This window comes from Myxococcus sp. CA051A (assembly GCF_013336705.1).
GTDB classification, from domain to species: domain Bacteria; phylum Myxococcota; class Myxococcia; order Myxococcales; family Myxococcaceae; genus Myxococcus; species Myxococcus llanfairpwllgwyngyllgogerychwyrndrobwllllantysiliogogogochensis.
Genome location: NZ_JABUMS010000001.1, coordinates 553,554 through 580,162, shown reverse-complemented (window position 1 = coordinate 580,162; position 26,609 = coordinate 553,554). Strand labels below are relative to the sequence as shown.

Genomic DNA, 26,609 nt, shown 5'->3' with positions numbered 1-26,609 from the left:
AGTAGAACCGGAACTCGGCGCTCACGCTGACGGGGAAATACGCCAGCGCGTAGGTGACACCGGACGCGGCCACGCAGAACATCAACCCGCCGTCTCGCGCGCGCCGCCGCCAGCCCACGACGGCCAGCGCCACCGTCAGCACCAGCCAGGACCCGCCGCGGATGAAGATATCGGGACAGGCAGCCCGCATGGCCGCCCAGCCCCGATGAAGCAGGGTGTGCTTGCGCAGCGTCAGGCCCAGGTCGTTCTTGTCGATGCTCTGGAAGAAGCCCCCCTCCTCCCGGTAGTAGTTCCCGGCGAAGTCCTCCATACCGAGGTTCGCGACATAGGCCGCCCAGCGATGCCGCAGATAGGCACCCGGGTAGGCACGCACGACCCGCAGCCACTCCCGCGTCAGGGGCTCCTTCGCCGCGCGGAACGCCCCCACGGAGATGGCGCCCCGCTCAGGGTCTCCCCACAGAATCGGGGCCAACGAGCGCCGATGGTAGATATGGGCAATCCGCGTCGCATCCCATTTCCACAGCGCCACGAGCGGCGAGCCCTCCATCGCCGCGGGCTCATGCGCGTAGACGCCCACCACGTCGAACACCAACAGCGCGCCCCCAATCCAGTCCTTCTTCGCGTCCACGGCGCGATTGAGGATGCCTGGCGCCGAGGCCAGCACCGCGAGGAGCCCCACGCTGGCGAGCACCGGCCTCACCCTGCCCTTCATCAGCATGGGCACGCGCGCCACCACCATGGGCACTAGCAGCATGCTGGCGGTGATGGCGTTGTGGCGCGTCAACGTCGCCGCGACCATGAAGGCGAAGGCCCAGCCGGGTCGCCTCCAGGCGAGAAACACCACCGCCCACAGCAGGGCCACCCCGTTGAACGTGTCCTTCCAGAGCGTCACTCCCACCGCCCAGTTGCTGGGAATGAACCAGTAGACGACCAGCAACACGAGCGCGGCCAGCCCTCGTCGCCCGGTCAGGCCCCCGAGCAACAGGAGCGGGCCCAGCGCCAGTCCCACCAACTGGAAGGCGAGCACCGGCCACGTCGAGCCGGCTAGCAGGAAGGTCTTGCCCAGGACGAAGGCGAAGAAGGGCGAATGCCAGTCCGAATAATTCCCCGTTCGCCCCTGGTACAGCATGTCGAGTGAGTCGCTGGACAGCAGTCCGGGCTGGAAGGCCGCGAACAGCAGCGCGAACCAGAGGAACGTCAGGCCCAGCCGGACGTGCCACCCTCCCAGCACCGCGAGCAGGCGCGTCCCGACGGCCACCTTTTCGGCGGCGGCTCCGTCGACCTGGGGGGAGGGACCTCCCGAAGCGGGCGCCACCTTTTCCGCTTCCTGCACTGGCTGAACTTCCGTCCCCATGTCAGCGCGCCCTCGTCGCGAATGAATTCGCGCGGAGATTGTCAGGCTGGCACGGCAAATCCAAGCGACTCATGCGCCGTCGGGGACCACCGAGTGGTCAACCTTCCGCGCAGCCGGGTGTCTTGTCCGGGTCTGGAAAAGGGTGTGCGCGATGGGGTGCCGCGTCGTCGTCTCCCTCGGCCACGCCGGGTGTATGGCCGGGCACCTCGTCCTCATAGCCTGACTCACGGTCCCTCCAATCCCCCAAGGGCTCGCTTCCTCGCTGTCGCTCGTCGATGTCTGGCATCACGGCCTCCTGTCTCTCCTTGAAAGATAGGCAGTGTCGGCCCAGGTCGGCGCGGACCTGAGCGATGATGCGAGGCCATCGGGAGGATGCATGGCCAGGTATCTCGGCAGGACCCTTCGCCAGTTCCGCGACAGCGCCAGCCGGCTCGTCCAGAACGCGGCGGCCCTGGCGGTGACCGTATTCGTCGTCCTGCGACCCGACCGCGCGGGGAGCGAGCGAGCCCAGCGCAACGCCGAACGCCTCATCACGGCCTGCCGGGCCTTCCAGGCGCGACATGGCCAGCTGCCCCAGACCCTCGCGGAGCTCGTTCCCGAGTTCCTCCCCGAGCTGCCCCCGGCGAAACACGGCGGGCCCCATTTCGGCTTCACGTACGACGTGAGCAACGGGCGACACGTGCTCGGCTGGACGGACCGGATTCCCTTCGGACGTCCCTTCTATGTCTTCGAGGAAGACCGCTGGGGTTATCTGGACTGAGGGCCTCCTCCCTGGGGGCATGCACGGAGCGCTTCGTCTTGGGCTAACGTCCCCCGGAATGCACCTCACGCGCCTCTCTACCGCCGTGCTGTTGCTGTCCCTTGCCATCGCCGGATGTGACCGGGGCTCGACGGCACCGCCCGTGGCCGCCGCGCCGAAGCCACCGGTCGCCCCCGAGAGCTTCCTCAAGGCGGGCCTCGCGGCGCCTGTCACCGTCGCCGGCGTTCCCGACCTCGGAGAGGTGGACGTCGCGGAGCTTCGCGATGCCGTTGCGGACCCGCGGACCCTCAGTGAGCAGGACCTGGAGCAGTTGCTCCAGAATGCCCAGGCGTCTGCTCAGGGTGCCCCGAGTCCCACGGGGGAGCTGGAGCCGGTGGAAGGCCTCCCGGCGGTCGAGGCGGAGCGGGTAGCGCCCCACGGGGACATACCGCCTCCACCTCCACCGCCCGCGCCCTCCGCCTCGCCCCCTCGACCGGCTGATGCCGCCATGGAAGAAGCCGCCAGGGCCGCCTCGTCGGCGGGCGAAATGGACATGCGCCGGAGGGAGGTCATCCAGATCATCAAGGGCGGTCCGGATAGAGCGGGAGGAGGAGCTCCGGGCTCGCCAGCGAAGCGGATGAAGGATGGCCCGGAGCCCGCCGCGAACCTGCCGACCCCCGTGCTGCCCAAGGTGGACACCGCGCCTCGCGCCGCCAAGGTGCTGGTGCGCGACGAGTCCGGTCGCTATCAGCCGCTGAAGACGCGTGCGATTCGAGTGGTGACGTACATCCAGGGCGCCCGCGCGCGCACGGTGGTGGACCACCTCTTCGAGAACGACACGAACCACAACCTGGAAGGCACCTTCTACTACCCGCTGCCCGGAGGCGCGTCCGTGGCGGGCTTCGCGCTCTACTCGGGCTCCGTGGCGGTGAATGCCCCGTCCCTCTTCCAGTCGTCGGACCTGCTGCCGCCCCTGGGCGACGGCACCTCGAACGTGGAGCAACTGACCGCCGCCGCGCCCCCCAGCCCCCCGGGTGCGAAGCGCTCATGGGGCGCCCCCCAGGAGGCCCGCGTCGTCGAGCAGAAGCGCGCGCGCGAGGTCTACGAGGATATCGTCCGCAACAACGTCGACCCGGCGCTGCTGGAGTGGGCCGGGGCTTCCACCTTCAGCGCGCGCGTCTTCCCGCTGCCGCCCCGCTCCCTGAAGCGCGTGGTCATCGCCTATGAGCAGACGCTGCTCCATGACGGCCAGCGCCTGCGCTACACGTGGCCCCTGCCCGTCGGCACGGGCAAGGACCTCCAGGTGTCCGCGCGCGTTCACGTGGACCCGCGTCACACGCAAGATGTGCTGGTGGCACCCGACACGAAGGAGAAGCCCCGGGAGCTGGGCGCGTGGCGTACCTACGATTTGCCCAAGCTCACGGGCGACGGTGCGCTGTCGGTGGCCCTCACGCCGAAGAACGCCGAAGCGGATGTCCTGGTGGGCCGGGACGACGCGGGCCTTCCGGGTCACGCGTTCCATGCCCGCGTGCGCCTGCCCGCGCGCCTGACGTCGGAAGCGGAGGGGCCGCCCACCGGTCGCGCCGTGCTCGTGGTGGACACCTCGCTGGCCACGGAGGACGGCAACGCCTGGGCGCTCCAGGCCGCCACCCTGCGCGCGCTCCTGGAGAAGGACTCCACGCTGAAGGAGTACGCCGTCCTCCTCTTCGACGTGCGGCCCCGGTGGCTGCACGGAACGGGCTGGCGGACCAATGACTCCGCCCGGCGCCAGGAGACGTTCTCCGAGCTGGAGCGTGTCTACCTGGAAGGCGCCTCCCACGTGGATGGCATGCTGACGGAGCTGGACCGGGCCGCCGGTGAGTGGCTCAAGCCGGCGAAGCCCGGTGAGCGCGTGACGGCCTTCCTCCTGTCGGACGGCAACGTCACCTGGGGCCAGAGCACCATCGAGTCACTCATCTCCCGCCACGGCAGCACGGAGGCCCTGCGCTGGGTGACGTACCGCTTCGGCGAGTCGGCGGTGAACACGGAGCTGTTCGACGCGCTCTCCCGGGCCAGCGGCGGCCGGAGCGTGACGGTGCTCTCCGGGGCCCAGGTGGATGCCGCGGCGAAGGCCCACCGCGCCATGTCCGTGGTGCTCACCCGCGTGGAGGTGAAGGGCGCCGCCGTGAAGGACCTGGTCGTCGCCGGACGGCCCCACCTCGTGTTCCCCGGCCAGGAGCTGCTGGTGGCCGGACGGCTGCCGGAGAAGGGCACCCCGGAGCTGGTGGTGGCGACACGCGCGGGCGACGTGGAGCAGACGCTCAGCGTGCCCCTGTCCACCGAAGACAACAGCACCTTCGCGCCGCGCGCCTGGGCCGACCTCTTCGTCACCCGGATGGTGTCCCTGGACGACGTGCGACTGGACCGGATGGTGGTGGCGCTCAGTCAGCACTACCGGCTGGCCAACGCGCGCGCGTCCATGCTCGTGCTCGAGTCCACGGCGGACTACGAGCGCTTCGCCATCCAGAACGAGAGCGTGGAGCTGGATGCGCTGGAGACGCTGCGCAAGCGCGAGCAGGACCAGCGCAAGGACAAGCTCCAGGGCCTCGGCATGGACGCTGTGCCCAAGTCCGGGCTCGCCGTGGTGCGGTCCCTGACGGAGCATCGCTCCGCCCTGGCGCCCCTGATGAAGCGTCAGCCCCTGCGGGACGAGCCCTACGCGGGTGGAGAGCCCCGGCTCACGGCGGAGCTGGCCTACCGCAAGGCACGCCGTGAGAACCGCGACGACGTGACGCTGTACGAAGGCATCGCTCGCCAGCGCGCCTTCGCCGGAGACACCGGGGGCGCGCTGCGCGCCCTGTCCTCGCCCGTGGAGCTCAGGCCCAAGGACGCGGAGGCCCTGCGTCTGGTCGGCTACGGCCTGCTGGCCATGGGACAGTTCCCCGCCGCGGCGGAGCTGTTCGAGCACGTCCGCCTCAACCGCCCCTTCGAGGGACAGGCCTTCCTGGAGGAAGCCCTCGCGCTGGATGCCTCCGGGCGCTACGCCGACGCCGCGCGCAACTACGAAATCGTCCTCGCGGGAGGCCAGTGGCGACACCCCGTGGAGCTGCGTCTGGTCGCGGCGTATCACTACGGGCGCCTGCTCTCCGCGCTGGCACGACATCCCCGCGCGGAGTCCTTCGCGTCCGTGCTGAAGACGCGCATTGGCGAAATCCAGGAGGCCAGCACGGTCTGGTACGGCGGCATGTCCCCCACGCCCATCGACTACCAGCTCACCACCCACTGGAACTCGGACATGACGGACATCGACCTGTGGGTCATCGAACCCAACGGCGAGCGCTGCTTCTACCAGCACAAGGAGACCCGGCTGGGTGGCCAGCTCTACTGGGACATCACCGATGGCCTGGGCCCGGAGCTGTACCACGCGCGCAAGGTGGCCCCCGGCCCCTACCACGTCGTGGTGCATTTCTACGGGCACCGCGCGCCCAAGCTGTCCGTCCCCACCGCGCTGCTGCTGGTGAGCGACAAGGGCGTCTTCTCCTCCGGGGACTCCTACCAGCGGCGCTTCCAGCTGCGCATCCTCCCCAAGAACGACGCGAGGCTGCTGCTGCGCCGCGAGGAGTTCATCCCGCGCAAGACGGCCCTCTCCGCCGAAGGCCAGCCCTGAGCCACACGACTCCGCTCCATCCGCGAGAGGTCCGGCATGCATCACGGACGAAAACCCCGGGGACCCATCGGACGCGTCGGTGGCCTTCGCCGTGTCGAAGGCGCTGATGGCGTCCTCCGGGTCCGCGCCCTGGAGCGCGTCTCCGGCCCCGAGCGTATCGAGGCACGAGACGTGACAAGGCGATCCTTCTCGGAGGCACTGGACCGCGCCTCGCGAGGGCTTCACAGCACGGAGCCCCTGCCCTCACCGTCGCCGCGCCGTGACTCGCCGCCACCGAGGCCGCGCAGCGACGACGAGGAGTCCCTGCTCCCGCCAGAGCCACCGCCGGAAGGCTTCCTCGGAATGCTCTGGTGGAAGGTGAAGGGACGTCGCTAGAAGGTGAGGCCCGCGCCCAGGTACGGACCATGGAGCCGGTCCTGGTGGGCCACGCCGTCGACCGTGCCCTGGTCATCCAGGTACACGCCTCGCCAGCCGCCTCGCAGCATGAGGCTCCCCAGGTGCAGGGCCAGCCCCACCGTGCCGTCGAGCTGGAGGTATGGCCACGGCGTGAGCTGCGTGCGCGCTTCCAGGTCCAGGGGGCCCAGCACGCAGGCCTCGAAGGACACCCCCACGCTGGGTCCGACGAGCATCACATCCGGCGCATACGCCGTGCTCACGCCGGCCTCCGCGCGCAGCCGCAGGTGCTCGCGCACGAGGAACGCATGCGTCACGTGCCCCTCCACCAGCGTGAGCCTGTCCCTCCCCTCCGTGCCGTCATCGGTGGGCAACGACAGCCGCAGCACATGTCCCTCCACGCCGAAGCGGCGAAACTCCAACCCCACGAACATGTCGGCGCCCTTCGCGTCGCCCCGCCAGAGCAGGTTCTGCGCGCCCATGCGGAAGGACACCGGCACCGCGTGCCGACGCTCCGTGCTCAGCTCGGTGGTGGCCACGCCCGGTGGAAGGCTCGCGTCGACCTGCTGGTTCAGGTGGGTGCCGGTGTTGGCAATCGCATGGACCATGCCCTGGAGCATCCACCCCACCACGCTCCCCACCACCTCGTTGCCCAGGTCATCCAGCGAGTCCGAGCAACAGTCGTCGCTCCCCGAGTCGGAGGACTCACCGTCGGACTCGGAGTCCTTGTCGTCGTCATCGGCATCATCTTCCTTGCCGATGGCGGTGGCCTCGTGGGTGTCCGACGTCGACTCGCTCGGCTTGGAGCGCTTGCCGAAGCGGGCCTCCGCTGGAGCGGCCAACAGCAGGCCCAGGAGCAGTCCCGCGCACCATCTGGCTTGAATTGAAGGCACGCCCCCTCCGACATCGCTGGCCGCGGATCCGTTCCACGGGGGGCCATTCAAGCGCGGGAAGGGGTCTGGACGCCAATCGTCCCGGTGAGTCAGCGACGACGGCGCGACGGCGTGGACGCCTCGGAGAACGTGTCACACGCCTCCAGGGTGCCCTGCGACAGGCCTCGCTTGAACCACGAGACGCGTTGCTCCGAGGAGCCGTGGGTGAAGGACTCGGGGACGACGTAGCCCCGGGTACGACGCTGGAGCGTGTCGTCGCCAATGGCGGTCGCCGCGCCCAGCCCCTCCTCCACGTCCCCCGCCTCCAGCACCTGGCGCTCCTTCTGCGCATGGTGGGCCCAGATGCCGGCGAAGCAGTCCGCCTGGAGCTCCTGGAGCACCGACAGCGCGTTGGCGTCCTCGGGAGAGGCCCTTCGCCGCGCGGCCTGCACCTGCTCGGAGATGCCCAGCAGGTTCTGCACGTGGTGGCCCACCTCGTGCGCCACCACGTAGGCCTGGGCGAAGTCACCCGGCGCGCCGAAGCGACGGTCCAGCTCGTCGAAGAAGTCGAGGTCCAGATACACGCGCTGGTCCGGCGGGCAGTAGAACGGCCCCACCGCGCTCTCCTGGAGCCCGCATGCGGACCGCACCGCACCGGAGAAGAGCACCAGTCGGGGGTCCACGTAGCTCACGCCTCGCGGCTCCAACAGGCCCGGCCACGTGTCCTCCGTGTCCGCGAGAATGACGGACACGAAGTCCTTGAGCTCCGCCTGACGCGGGTCCTCGGGCACACCCGAGCCTCCCGTGCCGTAGTCGCGAGAGGTCCCCTGGCCGCCCCCGGAGTTGGTGGAGAAGATGACCGACGGGTCTCCTCCCAGCAGCATCACCAGCAGCGCCACCACCAGCGAGGCGGCACCACCGCCCACCGCCAGCGGACGCCCGATTCCACTGCCCCGCCGGTCTTCCACATTGGAGCTGCGACGTCCTCCCTGCCACCGCATGCCTGCCCTCCTCCTGGACGGATGCTCTGTCGGGGCAAGGTAGTCAGCGCCGGAGCGGAAGGACGCGCCGCACGGCCCCCTCGCCTGGCCGACCGCGCGCCAGGCAAGGGAGCAGTCAGGCGATCAAGGCACCGACAGCGCCTGGAGCGCGGTGCGGGCCTGGCCCTCGTCGGCGACCACCCCGACCACCAGCCGCTTCACGCAGCCGTCAAACTCCTGCTTCAGCGCGGCGGACGTCACCGCCTGGAGATGGGCGGGACGCTGGGCCAGCGACTCTGGCGGGAAGCCGCGCACGCGCGCGTCCAGCAGCGCCTGCACCCATGCCTCCGAGGAGATGTACGACACCGCCTGCCTCGCGAGCAGCCGCGTGCGGGCCCGCGAAAGCTCCCGCTCGTCCACGTTCGTGGCGAAGTTGGAGAGCATGGCCTGCACGGACTTCGCTCCCTCCGCCATGCGCTGCGCGTCCACCACGCCCTCCACCACCAGGTGGGAGGCGCCGCCGCGGGCCAGCCACGTACTCGCGCTGAAGCCGTAGGAGGCACCCTGCTGCGAGCGCAGCTCGTTGAACGCATACGCCGACACCAGCTCCGCCATCAGCGAATAGCGCGCCTCCGCCTCGGGGGTGGCCGTGGGCAACCGGCAGGCCAGCTGCAGGTGGCCCTGGCTCGCGCCCGGGCGGGGCGTGACGAGCGTGCGGGCCTTCGCGGAGGGCTCGGGCAGCGACGGCGCCGCGGGCACGCTCACCGCCGTGGCCGGCCCGTGCTTCCAGCCGCCCAGGTACTCGCGCACCAGGGGCTCCACCGTCTTCACGTCGAACTCACCGGCGATGACCACCACCGTGTTGGCGGGGCGGTACACATCCCCAATCCAGGACTGGACCTCGTCCCAGGTCACCTGCGCCATCTCCTCACCCGTGGCGTCCCGCGAGTAGGCGTGGGCCCCATAGAGGGCCTTCATCAGCTCGCGCTCCGCCCGGACTTCCGGGTGCGCATCCACCGCGCGGCGCCACGGCACCACCTGCTCCTGCAGGTACTTCACCGCGTCCAGAGAGGTCCTCGTGGTGGACAGCTGCTCGGACAGCATCGCCAGCATGTTGCCGACGTTGCCGGCGGTGCCCGACACCTCGATGCGCTGGTGGTCCCTGCGCATGGAGTCCCACACGTGCAGGCCCCAGTGGCTGGCATGGCCCTCGAACCACGACTCGCGGAAGGAGCCGTAGTCGGCCAGCGCCGCCGCGCCCGCACGGGCACCGTACGTGGAGCCACCGCCCAGCACCGCTCCCACCCGCACCACGGGCAGCCCCGGCCTCGGCGCGAGCAGTACCTCCATGCCGTTGTCGAGCTTCAGCGTCTGCACGGGCGCGGACAGGGCCGTCAGCATGGACGGGGTGATGCGCTGCTCGGCCGTCAGGGTGGAGTACTCCACCGGCAGGGGCGGGGGCGCCGCCACCGAGACGCCAGCGCTCTCACCGGGCCGCACCAGGATGATGCGAGCCCTGTCTCGCTGGAGCCACTTGTAGGCGAAGTCCGTCACTTTGCCGCCATCGATGGTCATCAGCGCCATCTGCGAGCGGGTGTAGCCGCGCACGTCGAGCATGAAGTGCGTCAGCTCCGCGCGGCGGACGGTGCGCGCCATCAGGTCCTCGGACTCCAGCACCATGCCGGTGATGACGTTGCGGCGCATGGACTGGAAGTCGAACTCGCGGCCGAGCACCGCTCCGGCATTGATGGTCTGCGTCCACGTCTCGTGGACCTGGTCCAGCACCTTGTCCGCGGACTTGCGCGGGTGCTCTCCCGTGGTGAGCGCCACGCGAACCACCAGCAGCGACGAGCGCGTGCCAGACACCACCTGCGTGCCGATGCCGGCGATGTCGCCGTCATTGCGCATGGCCCCCTGCAGGTTCCGGTTCAGGTTCACCCGGACGAAGTCATGGATGGCGCTGGCCTCGTCAAAGGAGCGCGGCAACACCCAGGACAGGTACAGCTCGGGCGAGCCGACGGACGCCTTGAACTCCGGAATCGACGGCGAGGCGGCCTTGAGCGGAGGCTCCGTCACCTGCGGCATGCGCGTGCCCACGGCCAGCGGCGCGCCAGTGCCCACCCACGCGGGGGGCAGGTTCTGCATCAGCACCGCCTCCACGGCGGCCAGGTCCACGTCCCCGGCGATGACCAGGGTGATGTTGTCCGGACGGTAGTGGTTGCGCGCGAAGCGCTGGGCGTCCGCCAGGGCGAGCGCCGTGAGCGACTCGTGCGTGCCGATGATGGGCCGCGAGTACGGGTGCTCCGCCGGATAGGCGGCGGCGTGCATCCAGCTGAAGACCTGGCCCACGTAGCCCGTCTCGTTGCGCTGGCGCAGCTCGTTGCGCACCACCTCGCGCTCCACCGCGAAGACCTCCGGCGTGACACCGGCGAGCGGAGCGGACATCCGCTGCCCCTCCATCTTCAGCAGCGCGGCCAGCGACTCCTTGGGCGCCAGCGTCTGGTAGAGCGTGTGGTCCAGGCTGGTGAAGGCATTGAACTGGCCGGCGCCCACGTCCTCCAGGCGCGTCCACACCGACGGGCTCCCCGCGTGACGCGAGCGGAACGCCAGGTGCTCCACGACGTGCGCCAGTCCTTCCTTGCCCACCGGGTCGCTGGAGCCGCCCGTGCCCACCAGGGCCACCACCGCCACCACCGGCGCGCGCGTGTCCTGCTCCACCACCACGCGCAGCCCCGAGGGCATGCGGAAATCCCGCAGAGGGAAGGACACGTCGCGCATCACGACCTGTCCACGCTGCGGCAGCGTTGAACAGGCGCCAAGCACGGCGGAAAGGACGACGACGGCCGCCATCATCCTCCGAGCACGCGGAGAAGACCGAGACAGAATCTGGGAGCTCATATGAAATGGACTCGTGGGGGACGGCGCGCAAGGACAGGCATGCGCGCCTGGGAGACAACGAGTGCTCCATAGACCAACTGATGGCGTGAACACCATCATCGTTCCGTCATGAACTGTTACACAGCCGCGGCCACGTGCTGACTTCCCCAGTGGGCGATGCCGAGGATGGACTCCATGGGGTTGACGCCCAGCGCGGTGGGGAAGACGGAGCCATCCACGACGAAGAGGTTGTCCGCGTCCCAATAGCGCAGCGTGCTGTCCACCACGCTCGTCTCCGGGCTGCCGCCCATGGAGCAACCGCCCATCTGGTGCGCGCTGAGGACCGAGAGCTGGAGCGGGCCATAGGGCGCGTCGTCCAGCAAGCCGAGGTCCTTCTCGCTGCGCATCACCACGGGCCGCGAGTGTGGACTCGACACCTGCTCGGCACCGGCGGCGAACTGGATGCGCGCGGACACCTTGAGGGCCTCGCGAAAGGCTTCCCAGTGAAAGTCGTTGAGCGGGTAGTTCACCTTGAAGCGCGTGTATTCCCCCTCGCCGCGCAGGGCCACCGTGCCGCCCTCGTCGCCCGGGTGTACGCCATCCAGACAGATGGAGATGAGCGCATTGGCATACGGCAGCCGCGCCATCTGGTCCTGGTGCGCCGGGCCCAGGCCGGTCAACGCCAGTGAGCTCAGGATGGGGAGCAGCGGAGGCACCTCCAAGAGCCACCCCAGCCTGCCCTGCCCCCGGTCGATGAACTGCCGCGAGTACACGGTGAGCGGCGCGCCGGTATACGCCTCCACGGGCTCCCGGAAGTGGGCATTGGAGACGACCACCGGGTGCAGGAAGAGGCGCTTGCCCACGCGGCCCCGGCCGGTGAGTCCGCTGCGCAGCAACAAGCCCGGGGAGTTGATGGCGCCGCCGCACACGGCCGTCACCTTCGCCTTCACGGTGAGCCGCTTGCCGGTGGGTCGGTCCGTGCCCGGATTGAGCACCTCCGCGTGGACGGCCACCACGCGCCCGCCCTGGGTCTCCAGTCGCCGCGCGCTGACGTTGGCGAACAGCCGCATCCCCTTCTCCACCGCCTCCGGGATGAGCGTCACCAGCATGGACTGCTTGGCGTTGGTGGGGCAGCCCAGGCCACACGCGCCCAGCGACGCGCACGAGCGGACGTTGCGCTTCACCGTGCCCCGGCTGTAGCCCAGCGCGCCCAATCCCTCCCACAGAATCCGGTTGTTGCGATTGGACTGCTCAATGGGCCATTCGCGGATGTTCAGCCGCTCTTCCAGCCAGTCCCAGTGCGGCGCGAGCGTGGCGGCATCCAGGCCCTTCACCCCGTGCGTGTCGCGCCAGCGCTCGAGGATTTCCGGCGGCGTGCGGAAGCAGGCGCACCAGTTGATGGCGGTGCCCCCGCCCACGGTGCGCCCCTGGAAGATGCCGATGGACAGGTCGTCCGTCGCCCGGTTGCCGGCCTCCTGGTAGAAGGTCGAGTACGCCTTCGCCTCGTTCAGGTCGAAGTCGCGACGCGTGTGGTAGCCGCCCTCTTCCAGCATCACCACGTCCAGCCCGCGCTTCGCCAGCTCCAGCCCGAGCACCCCGCCGCCCGCGCCGCTGCCCACCACGCAGACATCACACGCGAGCGTCTGGTCCTCGGTCAGCTCGTCTCCCGTCCTGATGCGGCCGCTCATGGCGTGGACCCTCCGCTGCCCGCGAAGGAGCCGTCTCCAGGCCCCCGCCACACCGGAGCGTCCGCGACATGGAAGCCCTGTGGCACCACATAACCCGTGGCCGCGATGGCCGCCGGATGTGAGTAATAAGCGGCATGGGCCAGCGAGCGCAGCGCGTGAAAGGCGCCGCGACGAAACACCAGCCTCGACGTCCGCCAGTCCTCCAGCACGGCGTCCTGCGCCTCGGGAGCCAGCCGCGAGAAGGGCGTGACGCCGCCCGCGAAGAGCAGCCCCGCCAGCGCGTTGTCGAAGATTCCCAGCACGTCCCGGACCTCCCGCGCGATGGAGGGGTCTCCCCGCGCGAGCAGCCTGTCCGCCAGGAAGGCCACGCGCACCGTGTCCGCGTCCGGCCAGCCTTCACGCGGCTGGAACGCACGGCGGGCCAGGGCCTGGAACGTGGCGTACTCGCGCGGCCCGAGGACGAGCAGCCCTTCCTCAGGCAGGGGCAATGACAGCCCTTCCCGCAGGATGAGGACTCCGCTGCCCCCCAACGCGAGCAGCGCGCCTCCGAACACCCCTCGCTTGAGCAGGCCCCGACGCGACAGCGCGGGCGGCCCGACGTGAGACGGGGACATCGCATCCTCCGAAACGAAACGGGTACACGACACGCCGTGAGGCGGCAGGAGTCTATCCCGCGCGCCTCATCGAAGCGCAATCGACGGGCTCCCCTCCGCGCGTCAGGGGACCGGAGCCGGGGACGCCTGGCGTTTGTCCTTCAACACCTGTCCTGACAATTCCTTGCGCCCGGTGACGTCGGCGAAGCCTTCCAGCACCATCGCGCTCAAGTCGAAGGGCACGCCTCGCTCCCGCTCCAGCTTCTGGGCGCGGGACGCCAGGGCCTCGCGTGACTGCTTTTCGGCGGACGGCACACCCACGAAGATGCGGTTGGCGTGGTCCTCCACCTCGAAGGTGTAGAGCTGGCGGAAGCCCGCCTGCCACGTGCGCAGCATGGAGGAGAAAAGCGGATTGGGCGGGTCCTCCCAGACGTTGCCCACCACCACCCCACGCGCCGTCAGCCGCGCGCGCACCACGGCGAGAAACTCCACCGTGCCCAGGTGCTCGGGGATGCTGTCGGGGCCGTACGCGTCCAGGAAGACGAGGTCATACGCGGGGCGCTTCGCCTCGATGAAGGCCCGGCCGTCCGCCACATGCGCCTTCAGTCGCGCGTCCTCGGTGAAGCCGAAGTAGCGCCGCGCCACGTCCACCACATCCGGGTCGATGTCCACCACGTCGATGTGCGCCTCGGGCAGCACCGCGCGCAGGAACATGGGCATGGCGCCTCCGCCCAGCCCGACAACGAGGATGCGCTGGGGACGGGGGACGAAGGCCAGCCCCACCATGGCCATGCGCGTGTAGCCCAGCTCCAGCTTCAACGGCTGCCCCGGCCACACAACGCTCTGGAGCGCGCCCGACTCGTCGAACTGGAGGTAGCGCCGGCCCTCCGCGTCCTGCGTCACCGCGACGAGCGTATAGGGCGACTGTTTCTGGTGGAGGACGGTGCGCGGACTGGCGGACGCGCACGACAGGAAGGCCAGCACCAGCAGCGCCAGGCGAGGGTTGAAGCGCCGCATGCCCACTCCTTCCGACCGCCATTCAAAGTAGCACTTCCGCCAGGAAAACCAACGGGTTGACGTGCCCCTTCGCGCGGTTCACCTTGGCGCCCATGACGCATGCGCAGGGACACCTCTCCGAAGACGTCCGGGCCATCATCGCCGAGGAGGAGGCGCTGCTGACGCGCGTCCAGGCGACGCTGGAGGCCGCGCGTCGCAAGGCCGGACGGGCGCAGGAGGACCGGGGGCTCGTCGCGCAGCTCCAGGCGCTCCGCGACGAGGCGGCGAGCGCGGCCGAGGCCGACCTTCCCCACCTCTTCTTCCAGATGGACCAGACGCGGGCCCTGCTGGACCGGCAGGAGAGCGCGCAGCTTCCGGACGCCCAGGCCCCCTACTTCGCGCACCTGCGCCTGGCTGGCGACGCCGGTCCGCGCGACTATCTGCTCGGGCGCACCACCTTCGCGGATGTGAGCGCCGGCGTGCGCGTCATCGACTGGCGCTTCGCACCCATCGCCCGCGTCTTCTATTCGTACGAGGAGGGCGACGCGTACGAGGAACAGTTCGGCGAGCGGCTGGCCGAGGGCACCGTCGAGGTGCGCCGCCTCGTCGTCATCGAGCGAGGAGTGCTGACGCGCATCATCTCCGGCGCCCTCGTGCTGGAGCGCGCGCAGGACGGCACGTGGCATGGCGTGGGCCGAGACGTCACCGCGCTGCGAGCGGGTGGCGCGGGGTCGGCCGCCCGGCCCGGAGCCCTGGGGACGGGCAAGGGCGCACGGCGCGCGGAGGATGCCTTCGGAGTCACCGCCCTCCTGGACGCCGAGCAGTACGAGGCCGTCAGCGTGGACGCCTCACACCCGCTGCTGGTGCTGGGCAGCGCGGGCAGCGGGAAGACGACGGTGGCCCTGCACCGGCTGGCGAAGATTGCCTTCGACGACCCGGCGAAGTACCCGCAGGCGCGGATGAAGCTCATCGTCCCCGAGGAGGGCCTCGCCCGACTGTCGCGCCGACTGCTGGCGCCCCTGGGCCTGGGCCGCGTCTCGGTGGATACGCTGGACCACTGGCTCCTGGCCACGGCGCGCTCCGCGTTCAATCTGCCAGGCATCAAGCTGAGCCCGGAGACGCCGCCGCTCGTGTCGCGCTTCAAGCGCCACCCCGCGCTGCGGCGCCTGCTGCTCGGCCGCATCGGCGCGCCCAAGACACAGGCGGGCACCACGCTGGAGCGGCTGCACCGGCGCCTGGCGGACGCGTACCTGGACCGGCACTTCGTCGAAGACGTGGTGAACAAGGCGAAGGGCGAACTGCCGCGCACCGTCATCGACGAGGTGCTGGAGCACACGCGCCTGCAGCGCTCCACGCCGCTGGAGAAGGAGCTCAAGGACATCACCGACCCGGAGCGACTCATCACCGTGGACGGCAAGGCGCTCGAGGACGACACGCCCTACGCCCTGGCCGGCACGGTGGACCTGGAGGACCTGCCCATCCTCATGTTCCTCAAGGCCCAGCAGGGTCCGCTCGGCCTGGAGCGACTGGCCCACATGGTCCTGGACGAGGCGGAGGACTTCTCCCTCTTCGAGCTGTTCGTCGTGCGCAAGCTGCTGGGCAAGGGCCGCAGTTGCACGCTCGCGGGCGATGAGATGCAGCAGACCGAGGCGGGCTTCGCGGGCTGGCCCGAGGCGCTCGACGAACTGGGCATCCGCGACGCGTCCACCTGCCGGCTGCAGGTCTCCTACCGCTGTCCGGCGTCCGTCGTCGAGCTGGCGCGACAGGTGCTCGGCACCCAGGCTCCAGCGGAGTCGACCGCGCAGCCTCCCCGCGCGGGCGCGCCGGTGGGCTTCCACCACTTCCCCGTCGAGGCCCAGGCCCAGCTCTTCGTCGGCGAGGCCCTGAGGGACCTCGTCTCACGCGAGCCCCACGCCTCCGTGGGCGTCATCGCCAGCAGCCCCGAGTCGGCCGACGCCGTCTATCGCGTCGTCGCGGACCAGGCGTGGGCGCGTCGGGTGAAGGACGGTGAGTTCTCCTTCGAGCCCGGCGTGGACGTGACGGACGTGGGCAGCGTGAAGGGCCTGGAGTTCGACTACGTCATCCTCCCGGACGTCACCGCGCGCGCCTGGCCCGTGGATGACGAGTCCCGCCGCCGCCTGCACGTGGCCATCACCCGCACCTCCCATCAGCTCTGGGTGGTGTCCTCGGGCGCGCGCTCGCACCTCATTCCGGCGGCTGGCGCGGCAACTCCACTGTGAAGGTGGAACCCTGACCGGGCGCGCTGCGCACGAGGATGCGCCCGCCCATGGCGTCGACAATCTGCCGGACAATCCACAGGCCCAGCCCCAGGCCGCCGTAGTGCCGCTCGCTGGCCAGCCGCTCGAAGCGATGGAACAGACGCGGCTGCGCCTCCAGGGCGATGCCCACGCCCTCGTCCCGCACGGACAGCCAGGCCCGCTCCGCGTCCGCGCCCACGCTCACCTCGATGGGGTGGCCCCGGCCATACTTGATGGCGTTGGACAGCAGGTTCTGGAGCACCTGCTCGACACGCAGCCGGTCCCAACTGCCCGTCGCGGGCCCCGGCGCCTCCAGCCGCAACGAGCACCCCGCTCGCGACAGCTCCTCCGCGTAGCGCGGCACCAGCTCCCGCGTGAGCGCGGCCAGGTCCAGCTCCTCCCGCTCCAGCCGCAGCTTGCCCGCGGTGATGCGCGACACGTCCAGGAGCTCGCGCACCAGACTGGACAGTCGGGAGAGCTGCCGTTGCACGGCCATCACCTTGTTGGAGACGGACTCGGACGCCACGTCCCCGGGGCTCGCCCTGGGAGATTCCAGCTGGCGGCGCAGCGCCTGGACGTTGAGGGTCAGCGAGGTGAGCGGCGTGTTCAGCTCATGCGAGGCGACGGAGAGGAAGGAGTCCCGGGCGCGCACCGCCTCCTGCGCCTCCGTGTAGAGCCGCCCGTTGTCCAGCGACGTGGCCGCGCGCCGCGCCAGGTCCTCCGCGAGCCGCACGTCCGCCTGCGTGTAGCGCCGGCCGCCCTCGGTGTTGACGAGCGAGAGCGCCCCGAGCACCTGCCCCCGACTCATCAAGGGCACGATGATGTACGCCGTCAGGCCCAGCTCCTGCGTCGCGCGGCGCCGGGCCTCGTCGGCGATGCCCTGCGCGAGCGCTTCCGGCCGCAGCTCCGCCACGAACTCCGTGGCCCCCGTGCGCAGCACCTTGCCCACCCCGTGGGCATCATCCATCCGGATGGGGTAGCGCTCATGGTACGCACGCGTGCGCGCCACCAGCTCCGGCCGCACGTGCGCCATGGCGACCCGCCGCACGCTCCCGTCGGGCAGGGGGACGTCCACGCTGCACCCATCCGCCAGGGGAGGCACGGCGAGCGAGGTGAGCCGCTGGAGGATTTCGTCGTGCTCCAGGGACGAGGTCATCACCTCGCTGGCCTGCGCCAGGAAGGCCGCATGCCGCTGCGCGCGCCGCGTCTCGTCGTAGAGGCCCCGGAGGATGGCCTCCTGCTTCTTCTCCGCCGTGTTCTCTCGCGAGAAGACGTAGACGCGGCCATGGCCCCGGAACAGGCGCAACACGAACCAGCGGTCCTCGGACGCGAAGTGCCACTCGAAGGCTTCCGGCTCGCCCGCCGCCGCCACGCGCTGGAACCGCGCCTGGAGCTGCTCTCGCACGACCTGCGGATACAGCTCCCACAACGAGCGGCCGAGCAGCTCCGCCCGGGGGCCTCCGAAGGCACGCTCCATCGACGGGTTCGCGTAGAGGCACGAACCGTCCGGCGCGCAGACGGCGACACTCTCCGGGAACTGGTCCCACAGAACGGTGTCGAGTCCCTCCACGTCCACGGGGGACGCGGCGGCGTTGGCAAACCCTTGTCCGGTCAAGTGATGGTCCACGCGCTCGGTGCGGATGCGGGTCAAGGCCCCCAGCTCCCGCTTAGCACTTCCCTCGTGTCAGCCCACCGCTACCTCCCACACCTCTGCTCGTCAGACAACACTCGGCGCCCTGGGGCCAGACAGGCCCTCAAGGGCCCGGCGGCGGCAAGGGTGCCGGCAGCGGCAGTCTCACGGTGAAGCGGGCGCCCTGACCTGGGGCGCTCTCCACGGACAGGCTGCCCCCATGGAGCTCCACGAGCTGGCGGGAAATCCACAGCCCCAGCCCGAAGCCCGGCCGCGTCGGGTCCAGACGCGAGAAGCGCTGGAACAGCCGCGCCTGGTCCTCCGGGGAGATGCCCGGCCCCTCATCCCTCACCCAGAGGAGCACGAAGTGTGGCTCCGCGCGCAGCGCCACCTCGATGGCCGTCCCCGCGGCGTGCCGCAAGGCATTGGTGAGCAGGTTGGTGAAGACCTGCTCGACGCGCGTGCGGTCCCACGCGCCGACGATGCCGGGCGGGGCGCGCAGGCACAAATCACAGCCGGCCCGCCGCACGTCCTCCTCCATCCGCTCCACGGTGTGGCGCACCAACTGCCCCAGGTCCACCTCCTCCAAATCCAGCACGGGCCGCTGCGTGGACAACAGCGACACGTCCAGGAGCGTGGCGATGAGCCTGTCGAGCCGCCCGCACTGGTCCTGGACCCGCGCCAGACGCCGAGGCACATCCTCAGGCCCGAGCGCGCCGAGCTGCGCGGAGCGCACCAGCCCATCCACGTAGAGCCGCAGCGACGTCAGGGGCGTGCGCAATTCGTGGGAGGCCACGGACAGGAACTCGTCGCGCACCCGCAGCGCCGCCTCCAGGGCGGCCGTCCGCTCCAGCACCCGCTGCTCGAGCTCCCCCGTGGGCTGGCGCGACTCCTCCTCGGAAGAGCCCTCCTCGCGTTCGCCCTCTCCGGGCAAACCCGTCCGACGCGTCTCCACCACCATGCCCCGCGTCTCTAGCGGAGCATGCGGGGCGCTCCAATCCGGCGTCCGGCCGTGCGCCCCCGCAAGCTTTCACTATCCGACACGAGCGGGCGCGCTCAGGGCTGCGGCTGTCCCTGACGCCACTGCTCGCGGCGCTGCTCCTGCGAGCGGCGGTGCGCGAGCGACTCCTCTTCCTGTCGGGGGTACTCCGACAGCCGCGTGCGGTGCATGTTGATGCTCAGCTCGTACAAACCCTTGTCACGCTCGGGCAGCTTGTCGCCCTGCTCCTCCAGCACCGTGGTCGCGAACCGCAACATGTCCTCTGACACCTTGCGTCGTCGGTCGTAGTACTGGTGAATCTCAGACTCGGTGGCGTCACCCGACTGCACCCGGCCAAAGACTTCATTCCACTTGCGCGTCTCCTCCTCGCGCTTGCGCAAGAGCTCCGGGTCCTTCGTCGGCGCGCCCAGCTCCCAGTACAGGTTGTCCGGCAGCTTCGCGCGCAGCGCCTCCAAATCCAATGGATAGGCCTGGGGCTCGCCGTCCCCTTCAGGCTCGGGCTCCGGCGCCCGGAGCGTCTCCGGAATGACGCTGCTTGTCATTCCTTGCGGAGGGGTGGGCGGGGCGGGCCGCGAGGGCGCGGCGGGGGGCGGGGTTGGCGCGGTGGCCGTCTCTGGCTCGGGCACCGGGGGCGGCGCCTCTCCGCTCAGGGCGAACACGAGCGCGGCCACCAGCGCCACGCCCCCGAGCCCCGCCAGCCAGCCCAGCCGCTTCGACCCAGCATTATCGGACATGACGTCCGAATACCGCGTGCCTCGCGCACATGGCAACCAACCCTTGTCATGCCGCAATGCATCACAATCCACCGTGATGCTCGAAACATGAAACAACACATTCAGGACTGACTCTCGGGTCAACGTGGGCTATAGAACCGGTTTCCCCCCAAACCCGGAGGAGCCTGCATGAAGCGCGTACTCGTGGCGTGCCTCGCTGTCGCTGCGCTGATGGTCCCCAGCGCCGCCCGCTCGGAAGTCATCGTCTCATCCATCGTCAGCGTGCTGGTGGATGGCGGCAACAACTACAACTGGCAGAAGGTGGAGCTGCCTGGGACGAAGTGTGGCAATGGCTCCCAGTTCAAGTTCTTCATCCACAAGACGAACTCGCCCAACCTGCTGATGCTGCTCGAAGGTGGCGGCGCGTGCTGGGACTACGACACCTGTAGCGGCCGTGCGGGCCTCCTGGGCGCGGCGAACCCCAACGGCATCGCCGACGACTACATCACCCAGTTCACCGCGAAGTACGTCTCGCCGCTCGTCAACGGCGCCGACCCGGGCCTGCCGCTACGCAGCAAGACGAACCTGGTGACGAACGGCTGGAACATCGTCTACGTGCCGTACTGCACCGGCGACGTGCACATCGGCAACAACGTGAAGACGTACGTGGACCAGACGGGCGCCAACCCGCCGCTCACCTGGCACCACAGCGGCTACACCAACACGCTGGCGGTGGCGAACTACGCGAAGGCGCAGTTCCCCAACGTGCAGAAGTTCCTGATGACGGGCTACAGCGCGGGCGGCACGGCGACGTCGGCGGGCTACTACTTCGCGCGTCGCATCATCAACCCGGCGCAGGGCTACCTGCTCAACGACTCCGGCCCCATCTTCCTGGCGCCCAACGCCAACTTCAAGTCGCGCGCCCTGCACGACAAGATTCGTGAGTCGTGGAACCTGAACTCCGTGTTCGGCCTGCTGCCCGCGTCGTTCAGCCAGAGCGACTTCGGCACCATCAACCGCATGGTGGCCACGGAGTTCCCGAACGACCAGCTCGCGTACACGGGCTACACGCGTGACTACAACTACTCGCGCTTCTCCTATGAGCGCTTCCACACGCCGAACGACAAGGAGTCCGTGCACGCCTACTGGAAGACGGACGAGGCCGCGCTGGTGACGGAGCTGAACAAGTACAACAACTTCAGCTACTTCATCCCGCACGAGCGGGCCATCAACTCCAGCCACTGCAGCACCATCATCACCTTCATCGGCGCGCACGCCTGCCAGCGGATGGAGAAGAAGAAGTGGTACGAGTACATTGAAGCGCCGTGGCAGTCGTGGACGTGCCGCAGCGAGTTCGTGGGCATGGACACGTTCCTCACGCGCTTCGTGAACAACAACCAGCGCGTGCGCATCTACGAGCCCGCCAACGGCTACAACGCCGAGGACCCGGGCATGGGCATTGTCGCGCCGCTCATCAACGGCGCGCTGGGCGGGTAGTCGTAGGCCCACTGGCTGAAGCAGTCGTCTGACTGGCGACGGGGCGCAAGGCGTTGTCTTGCGTCCCGCCGCTGGCCCCCGTGGGAGGAAGGCGCTAGAGCCACGGGCGCCATGGACAACCTCACGCACGGACTATTGGGACTGGCTGTCGGCGCGCTGCGCCGGCCCGACGTACGCCCCGACTCTCCGGAGCGCTCTTCATCCACGGACCGCGCGGTGTTGCTGGCGAGCGTGCTGGCCGCCGAGCTGCCGGACCTGGACACCCTGCTGGCGAGGGGCGACGCGGTGACGGTGGCGCTCCATGCGCACCGGGGCCTGTCCCACTCGCTCTTCTTCGCGCCCGTCGTCGCCCTGGCCGCCACGCTCGTCGCCTGGGCGGTGTTCCGCCGCGACACCCGGCTGCCCCCGGTGTTCCTCACCAGCCTCATCTCCGTGCTCTTCGCGCACCTGCTGCCGGACCTGTGGACGGGCTGGGGCACGCGGGTGCTGCTGCCCTTCTCGGATGCGCGGCTGAGCCTGGACTGGACGGTGGTGGTGGACCCGTGGGTGACGCTGCCGTTGGTGGCGGGGGCGGTGGTGGCGTGGCGACGGCGCGCGGTGTGGCGGCGCGCGCTGCTCCTGGGGCTCGCCTGCTCCATGGCCTACGTGGGAGCACGCGTCGTGTCCTGGAGCGTGCTGACGCGGCGGGTGGACGGCGCCCATCCCGGGGCCGAGTCCGTGCGCGTCTTCCCGGCGCCCTTCTCCTTCAGCACGTGGCGGTACGTGGCGCGCCTTCCTGGCGACGTCCTGGCCGCCGGAGACGTGACGCTCCTGGGCGAGCCCCGAGAGGCCCGCAGGGTGACGGCTCCCTTGGACGTGCTGCCCGGAGATTTGCGCGAGGTGCCCACCGTGCGCGAGGCCCTGGCGTGGGCGCGCTTCCCCGTGGTGACGGTGACGCAGGTGGAGTCGGGGCGAGAGGTGCGCGTCGCCGACCTGCGCTACCACCTGCACGGCGAGCCCACGCTCACCTTCGTGGTGCGGGTGGATGCGGCGGGGACGGTGACGGAGGCCCGGCTGGAGCGAGGCGGCAGCGCCTCCGAGCTGCTGCGCCGGTGGCGCGGAGGGGACACGGCACCGAAGTCCCGGTCCCCCTGACGCGACGGCGGAGATACGCCTGCCCTTCGAGCCCGTCTTCCAGGCCCGAAGGGAGGCTCGCGGCGGGACGTCCGGCCCCGCCGCGAGGCACCGGACTCAGGTGAGGCCCGACAGGGGGCCCTTGAAGTCCGGATGGCCGAAGGTGTTCACGTTCACCCCGAAGGCCTGGGCGATGGACACCAGCAGCTTGTTGTGGGCCACCGCATCCGGCATCGGCGTGCCTGGGCCACTCCAGCCGCTCAGCGGGTCGGAGCCCTCCGGACGCAGCCGCAGGAAGCGGCCCATGCGGAACTTCCCGGCCGCGCCGCCCGCGAGCACCGTGGGCACGCGCACGTTCATGTGGCCGGACGCATCCCCCAGCTCGTTGCCCCAGAGGATGAGGGTGTTGTCCAGCGCGGTGCCGCTGCCCTCCTGCACGGAGGCCAGGCCGTCCATGAGGTACGCCACCTGCTCGGCGTACCAGCGCTGCACCTGCACCATCTTCCCGCGAATCTGCGAGCGCAAGGGCTCGTCCGTCACGTCCAGGCGGTGCGCCAGGTCGTTGTGCGTGTCCTCGTGGATGCCGAGCCACGGCATCGACGGGCCCGGAATCGTCATCGTCACCACGCGCGTCAAGTCACACGCGAAGGCCCGGACGATGAGGTCCATGTGGAGCTTGGTCAGCGTCGGCATGTTCTCCAGGTTGCCGAGCTGCCCCAGGTCGAACGCCGGAGGCGCCGCACCACCACTGCACGCGGCCTCCGCCGGCACGGGCTCCTGCGAGGGCGCGGGCGCCGTGCTCAGCGAGCCCAGCCGGCGCTCGATGTCGCGCAGCGACTCCAGATGCGTCTCCAGCTTCTGCCGCTCCGCGCCCGCCAGCCGGTTGCGCAGCCGGGTGGCGTCCTTGACCAGGTAGTCCAGCAGGCTCTTGCGACGCGCGAGCGTGCGCGCGTTCTCCCCCGGGTCCGAGGTCGGCGACGGCGCGGCGCCGAACAGGCGCTGGTAGACGCCCGCGGGGTCTCTCTCGAAGGGCACGCGGCCGCCGTTCGGCGTGAAGCTGATGCTGTTGTAGACGTGCTGGCCGCCGAACTGCTCCCACGCGTTGAGCTGGAGGGAGCGGAACCGCGTGGCGCCGCCAATCTGCGCCGCGAGGACCTGGTCCAACGAGGCGTTCTCCGGAAGGTCGTCACCGCTGGCGGTGTTGACCTTGCTGCCGGTGAGGAACGTGACGGGACCGCCCTCGTGGCCCGTCAGGCCGTGCTCGTAGAGCACCTGGTAGTCCAGGCCATCCAGCACCAGCAGCTTGGAGCGGTGGCGCTGGAGTGGAGCCAGCATGGAGTTGGGGAAGTCGAGGTTGAAGTCCAGCTCGCCGCCCTTCGGACTCCAGTACTCCGGCAGGCACCCGTGGGAGGTGAAGATGGCGATGAAGCGCATGGGGGGCGTGGTGCCCTGGGCATACGCGTCCGTGGTGCCGAGCAGGTTGGCCAGGGGCAGCGCCGCCGCCGAGCCCGCCAGGGTCTTGATCAGGGAGCGTCGTGAGAGTTCGCGGAGCATGGTGGCTACTCGGGGGAAGTGGTGCGCCGGTGGACGAAATACGGTGAGCGGACGAGGCCGACGAGGGCATCGCCCAGCTTCAGCTTCGGGTCCGCGCGGAAGCGCGAGCGCATGTCGGTGAGCATCGGCCCATCGACGGTGTCCTCATCCCGCCCCATGACGTAGCGGAAGAGCTGCAGCGGCACGCAGTCGGCCACGTCCTCGCTGCTGGCGAGCCAGCGCGCGAGTTCGGCGCCGCCCGTGAAGGTGAACTTGCCGTTGGCGTGCTCGACGGAGCCGCTGGCATCCACGTCCAGGCCGTTCTCCGTCGTGCGGTACTTGCCCAGGCCGTCGTAGTCCTCCATGCCGAAGCCGATGGGGTCCAGCTGGCGATGGCAGCCCGCGCAGGTGGGGTTGTCGGTATGGGCGGCGAAGCGGGCGCGGGTGGTGCTGTCCGGATTGACGGCGGGCGGGATGATGATGACGGACGGCGGGGGCGGCGGAATTTCACGGCACAGAAGGCGCGTGAGGACGAACTTGCCGCGACGGATGGGCGAGCTGGAATCGAACAGCGCGTACGTCGTCAGCACGCTCGCATGCGTGAGGATGCCCACCCGGTTTTCCGGCAGAGGAACCCGGCCGATGCGGCCATCTGACGTCTGCGACGTGCCGTAGAACAGCGACATCAGGCCGTTCGCGAAGGTGTAGTTCGCGCCCAGCAGCTCCTTCACGGAGCCACCCTCGTTGGTGAGGACGTGGTCGATGAAGGTCGTCGTCTCCGCGCTCGCGGAGAGCTTGAAGATCTGGCTGAAGTCCGGGAACACCTGGTTGTTCTTGTTGACGCTCTCCAGGCCGGTCAGCCCGAGCCACTCCATGACGAAGCGCTGGAGGTACCTCTTGGACGCTTCCGTCTGCAGCAGGCGACGTGCCTGGGCCTCGCGCGCATCGGCCGTCTTGAGCTGCCCCGAGCTGGCGGCGGTGGTCAGCTCCGCGTCAGGAGGCGCACCCGTCACGGCGAACGCCAGCGCCGTGGCGATCTCCTGCTGCGTCAGCCACACCACCCTGTTCGCCGGTCCACCGGGCTCGCCCAGCTCCGTGCGGTAGAGGAACGACGCCGACGTGAGCACCGCCTGGATGACGTACTCGGCCGCCTTCTTCGGGTCCGTGTCCTTGCGCACCGCCTTCCACAACTCGAGCAGGTCCTTCTCGTCCTCGGCCGTCACCGGCCGACGGAAGGCGCGAGCGCCCAGCGCGCGGATGAAGGAGCGTGCGCAGTCCTCTTCGTTCTGTCCCTCGGCGCAGGCGTACTCGCTGGCCAGGTTGTTGGCCGCGACAGGACCCCAGTTCCGCTCCGCCGCGAAGTCCAGTTGGTCCGCGAGCAGCGGCGTCACCTGGAGGCGATCATGCGTGGTGTAGCCGAGGATGGCGTCCTCGGGCGCGAAGAGCTGCGCCATGGGCACCAGCGTGGGGTTCTTCACGATGCCGTAGACGCTGTTGTCGTATTCGGCGCGGGTGATGCGACGCACTCGCGCGGGGGACGCCTCCGACACCTCGGGAGGGTCTCCGCCAGATGTGTCGCCTGAGCAGGAGGCGGTCACCAACAGCAGTGCCGCGGGGAGGCAGTAACGGATGATTCGCATACGAAAGGCACCCTCTGAGCCAGCAGCCCCCGGAAACCCCCTCTGAAGCGCTGGAACGCAGCCGAGTGTAACCGCGCGCGCTGTCGTGGCCTTCGCACTTTTTGACGCACCATGTGAGGGCCGCGCTCCACGCTCTTCCAAGCCCGCGAGAATCACCGCCGAGCGCGCCCGACAGTCGCCTACGTCCACGTCGCGCGACCCACGTGCGAGAGCCCCCAATGGTGGAGCGCTCGTGACCCACGCGACACTCGCCCACCCACGCGACACACGACCGCCAGCACGTCATGCGGGCGGATGGGCACCCTCGCACGGGCCCCGCATGCCAGGGGCCGACTCAGGTGGGGCGCACGCGGTGTTCGACGCCCCCGGGGCCCGCCACCATCAGGTCCGTGGCGATGCCGAGGAACAGGCCATGGCCGACGATTCCCGCACGCGCGCCCAGACGTTCGGCCAGTGTCGAAGGTGCATCGAGGGGACCGAAGGCGCAGTCGAGGACGAGGTTGCCCTGGTCCGTGACGAAAGGCGCATCGTTGGCGCCCTTGCGCGGTGTCACGCGAGCGCCAAGGGACTCGAGGAAGCGCAGCTGCGAGCGCCAACCGAACGACAGCACTTCCACCGGCACGGGCCAGTGGGTGCCGAGCTTCGGTGACAGCTTCGCCACGTCCGCGACGATGACGACGCGGCGACTGGCCTGGGCGACGATCTTCTCGCGCAGCAGCGCGCCGCCTCCCCCCTTGATGACGGACAGGTCTGGCGCCACCTCGTCGGCGCCGTCGATGGTGACATCCAGCTCGGGGTGCTCCTCCAGTGTGGTGAGGGGGATTCCCAGTTCCAACGCCAGCGCCTGCGTGGCGCGTGACGTGGGGACGCCGAGAACATCGAGCAGGTGTCCCTGTCCGCGCAGCGTCGCCAGCCGTCGCACCGCGAAGGCCGCGGTGCTCCCGGTGCCCAGGCCCACGCGCATCCCCGGTAGGAAGAACCGGTCCACCGCCGCCTCGGCGGCAGCCCGTTTGTAGCGTCCCGTCCGCGCGCTTGAATCGAACTCCATCACCCCGCTCCTTCGTCCGCCCTTCCGCGTGATTGAAAG

General features: G+C 69.9%; 18 protein-coding genes. 5 read left to right on the top strand and 13 right to left on the bottom strand.

Features of this window, described 5'->3' with window-relative positions; genetic code table 11:
- Nucleotides 1-1,354 (bottom strand): hypothetical protein (locus HUA74_RS02335; protein ID WP_174453237.1); only part of this gene is annotated, 1,354 nt, incomplete at its 3' end.
- Between the two features lie 376 nt (nucleotides 1,355-1,730).
- Here HUA74_RS02335 and HUA74_RS02330 point away from each other — a divergent pair.
- Entirely contained in the window at nucleotides 1,731-2,114 is a 384-nt protein-coding gene (locus tag HUA74_RS02330; protein WP_141646907.1) for a hypothetical protein, read from the top strand.
- Nucleotides 2,115-2,172: 58 nt separating this feature from the next.
- Nucleotides 2,173-5,739 (top strand): hypothetical protein, encoded by a 3,567-nt coding sequence (locus HUA74_RS02325; protein ID WP_174453236.1) that lies wholly within the window; start codon nucleotides 2,173-2,175, stop codon nucleotides 5,737-5,739.
- A 371-nt stretch (nucleotides 5,740-6,110) separates the two neighbouring features.
- On the opposite strand, the gene HUA74_RS02320 is transcribed toward HUA74_RS02325, so the two are convergent.
- The 6 genes from HUA74_RS02320 to HUA74_RS02295 form a co-directional block, all read right to left on the bottom strand.
- Nucleotides 6,111-7,025 carry a hypothetical protein gene (locus HUA74_RS02320; RefSeq protein ID WP_174453235.1) on the bottom strand — a complete coding sequence of 305 codons (915 nt, stop codon included), beginning with the start codon at nucleotides 7,023-7,025 and terminating at the stop codon, nucleotides 6,111-6,113.
- 89 nt (nucleotides 7,026-7,114) lie between these two features.
- A complete protein-coding gene (locus HUA74_RS02315) occupies nucleotides 7,115-8,005 on the bottom strand; it encodes a neutral zinc metallopeptidase (protein ID WP_174453234.1) in 891 nt (296 codons plus the stop codon).
- Nucleotides 8,006-8,128: 123 nt separating this feature from the next.
- On the bottom strand, nucleotides 8,129-10,882 hold the full coding sequence (locus HUA74_RS02310) for a pitrilysin family protein (protein ID WP_174453233.1): 2,754 nt from the start codon (nucleotides 10,880-10,882) through the stop codon (nucleotides 8,129-8,131).
- Nucleotides 10,883-10,998: 116 nt separating this feature from the next.
- Nucleotides 10,999-12,549: a GMC family oxidoreductase gene (locus HUA74_RS02305; RefSeq protein ID WP_174453232.1), complete on the bottom strand. Its 1,551-nt coding sequence runs from the start codon at nucleotides 12,547-12,549 to the stop codon at nucleotides 10,999-11,001.
- Nucleotides 12,546-13,163: a gluconate 2-dehydrogenase subunit 3 family protein gene (locus HUA74_RS02300; protein WP_141646901.1), complete on the bottom strand. Its 618-nt coding sequence runs from the start codon at nucleotides 13,161-13,163 to the stop codon at nucleotides 12,546-12,548. The genes HUA74_RS02305 and HUA74_RS02300 overlap by 4 nt, the downstream gene beginning before the upstream one ends.
- A 102-nt stretch (nucleotides 13,164-13,265) precedes the next feature.
- Nucleotides 13,266-14,159: a spermidine synthase gene (locus HUA74_RS02295; RefSeq protein WP_174453231.1), complete on the bottom strand. Its 894-nt coding sequence runs from the start codon at nucleotides 14,157-14,159 to the stop codon at nucleotides 13,266-13,268.
- Between the two features lie 92 nt (nucleotides 14,160-14,251).
- Here HUA74_RS02295 and HUA74_RS02290 point away from each other — a divergent pair, with 92 nt between their 5' ends.
- The gene (locus tag HUA74_RS02290; RefSeq protein WP_174453659.1) at nucleotides 14,252-16,378 is read left to right on the top strand and encodes an ATP-binding domain-containing protein; all 2,127 of its coding nucleotides are present in this window, start codon (nucleotides 14,252-14,254) and stop codon (nucleotides 16,376-16,378) included.
- Here the strand turns inward: HUA74_RS02290 and HUA74_RS02285 are convergent.
- The 3 genes from HUA74_RS02285 to HUA74_RS02275 form a co-directional block, all read right to left on the bottom strand.
- Nucleotides 16,344-18,047, bottom strand: coding sequence for a PAS domain-containing sensor histidine kinase (locus HUA74_RS02285; protein ID WP_174453230.1), 1,704 nt, complete (start codon nucleotides 18,045-18,047; stop codon nucleotides 16,344-16,346). The genes HUA74_RS02290 and HUA74_RS02285 overlap by 35 nt on opposite strands.
- Before the next feature lie 103 nt (nucleotides 18,048-18,150).
- Nucleotides 18,151-18,987 carry a sensor histidine kinase KdpD gene (locus HUA74_RS02280; protein ID WP_174453229.1) on the bottom strand — a complete coding sequence of 279 codons (837 nt, stop codon included), beginning with the start codon at nucleotides 18,985-18,987 and terminating at the stop codon, nucleotides 18,151-18,153.
- A 95-nt stretch (nucleotides 18,988-19,082) separates the two neighbouring features.
- Nucleotides 19,083-19,760, bottom strand: a complete 678-nt coding sequence (locus HUA74_RS02275; RefSeq protein ID WP_174453228.1) for a hypothetical protein — start codon at nucleotides 19,758-19,760, stop codon at nucleotides 19,083-19,085.
- Between the two features lie 168 nt (nucleotides 19,761-19,928).
- Here HUA74_RS02275 and HUA74_RS02270 point away from each other — a divergent pair, with 168 nt between their 5' ends.
- Complete coding sequence (locus HUA74_RS02270) at nucleotides 19,929-21,236, top strand: pectin acetylesterase-family hydrolase (protein ID WP_174453227.1); 1,308 nt, start codon at nucleotides 19,929-19,931, stop codon at nucleotides 21,234-21,236.
- 111 nt (nucleotides 21,237-21,347) lie between these two features.
- Nucleotides 21,348-22,370 carry a metal-dependent hydrolase gene (locus HUA74_RS02265; RefSeq protein WP_174453226.1) on the top strand — a complete coding sequence of 341 codons (1,023 nt, stop codon included), beginning with the start codon at nucleotides 21,348-21,350 and terminating at the stop codon, nucleotides 22,368-22,370.
- 96 nt (nucleotides 22,371-22,466) lie between these two features.
- On the opposite strand, the gene HUA74_RS02260 is transcribed toward HUA74_RS02265, so the two are convergent.
- From HUA74_RS02260 to rpiA, 3 genes are all read right to left on the bottom strand, one after another.
- Nucleotides 22,467-23,903 carry a DUF1552 domain-containing protein gene (locus HUA74_RS02260; protein ID WP_174453225.1) on the bottom strand — a complete coding sequence of 479 codons (1,437 nt, stop codon included), beginning with the start codon at nucleotides 23,901-23,903 and terminating at the stop codon, nucleotides 22,467-22,469.
- A 5-nt stretch (nucleotides 23,904-23,908) separates the two neighbouring features.
- Nucleotides 23,909-25,522: a DUF1592 domain-containing protein gene (locus HUA74_RS02255; RefSeq protein ID WP_174453224.1), complete on the bottom strand. Its 1,614-nt coding sequence runs from the start codon at nucleotides 25,520-25,522 to the stop codon at nucleotides 23,909-23,911.
- Nucleotides 25,523-25,856: 334 nt separating this feature from the next.
- Nucleotides 25,857-26,570 (bottom strand): ribose-5-phosphate isomerase RpiA, encoded by a 714-nt coding sequence (gene rpiA, locus HUA74_RS02250; RefSeq protein WP_174453223.1) that lies wholly within the window; start codon nucleotides 26,568-26,570, stop codon nucleotides 25,857-25,859.
- Between the last annotated feature and the right edge of the window lie 39 nt (nucleotides 26,571-26,609).

Bases quoted from the DNA above. Each gene is read 5' to 3' on its own strand.
- HUA74_RS02330 (WP_141646907.1), top strand. From the start codon at position 1,731: ATGGCCAGGTATCTCGGCAGGACCCTTCGCCAGTTCCGCGACAGCGCC.
- HUA74_RS02325 (WP_174453236.1), top strand. From the start codon at position 2,173: ATGCACCTCACGCGCCTCTCTACCGCCGTGCTGTTGCTGTCCCTTGCC.
- HUA74_RS02315 (WP_174453234.1), bottom strand. From the start codon at position 8,005: ATGCGGTGGCAGGGAGGACGTCGCAGCTCCAATGTGGAAGACCGGCGG.
- HUA74_RS02310 (WP_174453233.1), bottom strand. From the start codon at position 10,882: ATGAGCTCCCAGATTCTGTCTCGGTCTTCTCCGCGTGCTCGGAGGATG.
- HUA74_RS02305 (WP_174453232.1), bottom strand. From the start codon at position 12,549: ATGAGCGGCCGCATCAGGACGGGAGACGAGCTGACCGAGGACCAGACG.
- HUA74_RS02300 (WP_141646901.1), bottom strand. From the start codon at position 13,163: ATGTCCCCGTCTCACGTCGGGCCGCCCGCGCTGTCGCGTCGGGGCCTG.
- HUA74_RS02295 (WP_174453231.1), bottom strand. From the start codon at position 14,159: ATGCGGCGCTTCAACCCTCGCCTGGCGCTGCTGGTGCTGGCCTTCCTG.
- HUA74_RS02290 (WP_174453659.1), top strand. From the start codon at position 14,252: ATGACGCATGCGCAGGGACACCTCTCCGAAGACGTCCGGGCCATCATC.
- HUA74_RS02280 (WP_174453229.1), bottom strand. From the start codon at position 18,987: ATGGTGGTGGAGACGCGTCGGACGGGTTTGCCCGGAGAGGGCGAACGC.
- HUA74_RS02275 (WP_174453228.1), bottom strand. From the start codon at position 19,760: ATGTCCGATAATGCTGGGTCGAAGCGGCTGGGCTGGCTGGCGGGGCTC.
- HUA74_RS02270 (WP_174453227.1), top strand. From the start codon at position 19,929: ATGAAGCGCGTACTCGTGGCGTGCCTCGCTGTCGCTGCGCTGATGGTC.
- HUA74_RS02265 (WP_174453226.1), top strand. From the start codon at position 21,348: ATGGACAACCTCACGCACGGACTATTGGGACTGGCTGTCGGCGCGCTG.
- HUA74_RS02260 (WP_174453225.1), bottom strand. From the start codon at position 23,903: ATGCTCCGCGAACTCTCACGACGCTCCCTGATCAAGACCCTGGCGGGC.
- HUA74_RS02255 (WP_174453224.1), bottom strand. From the start codon at position 25,522: ATGCGAATCATCCGTTACTGCCTCCCCGCGGCACTGCTGTTGGTGACC.
- rpiA (WP_174453223.1), bottom strand. From the start codon at position 26,570: ATGGAGTTCGATTCAAGCGCGCGGACGGGACGCTACAAACGGGCTGCC.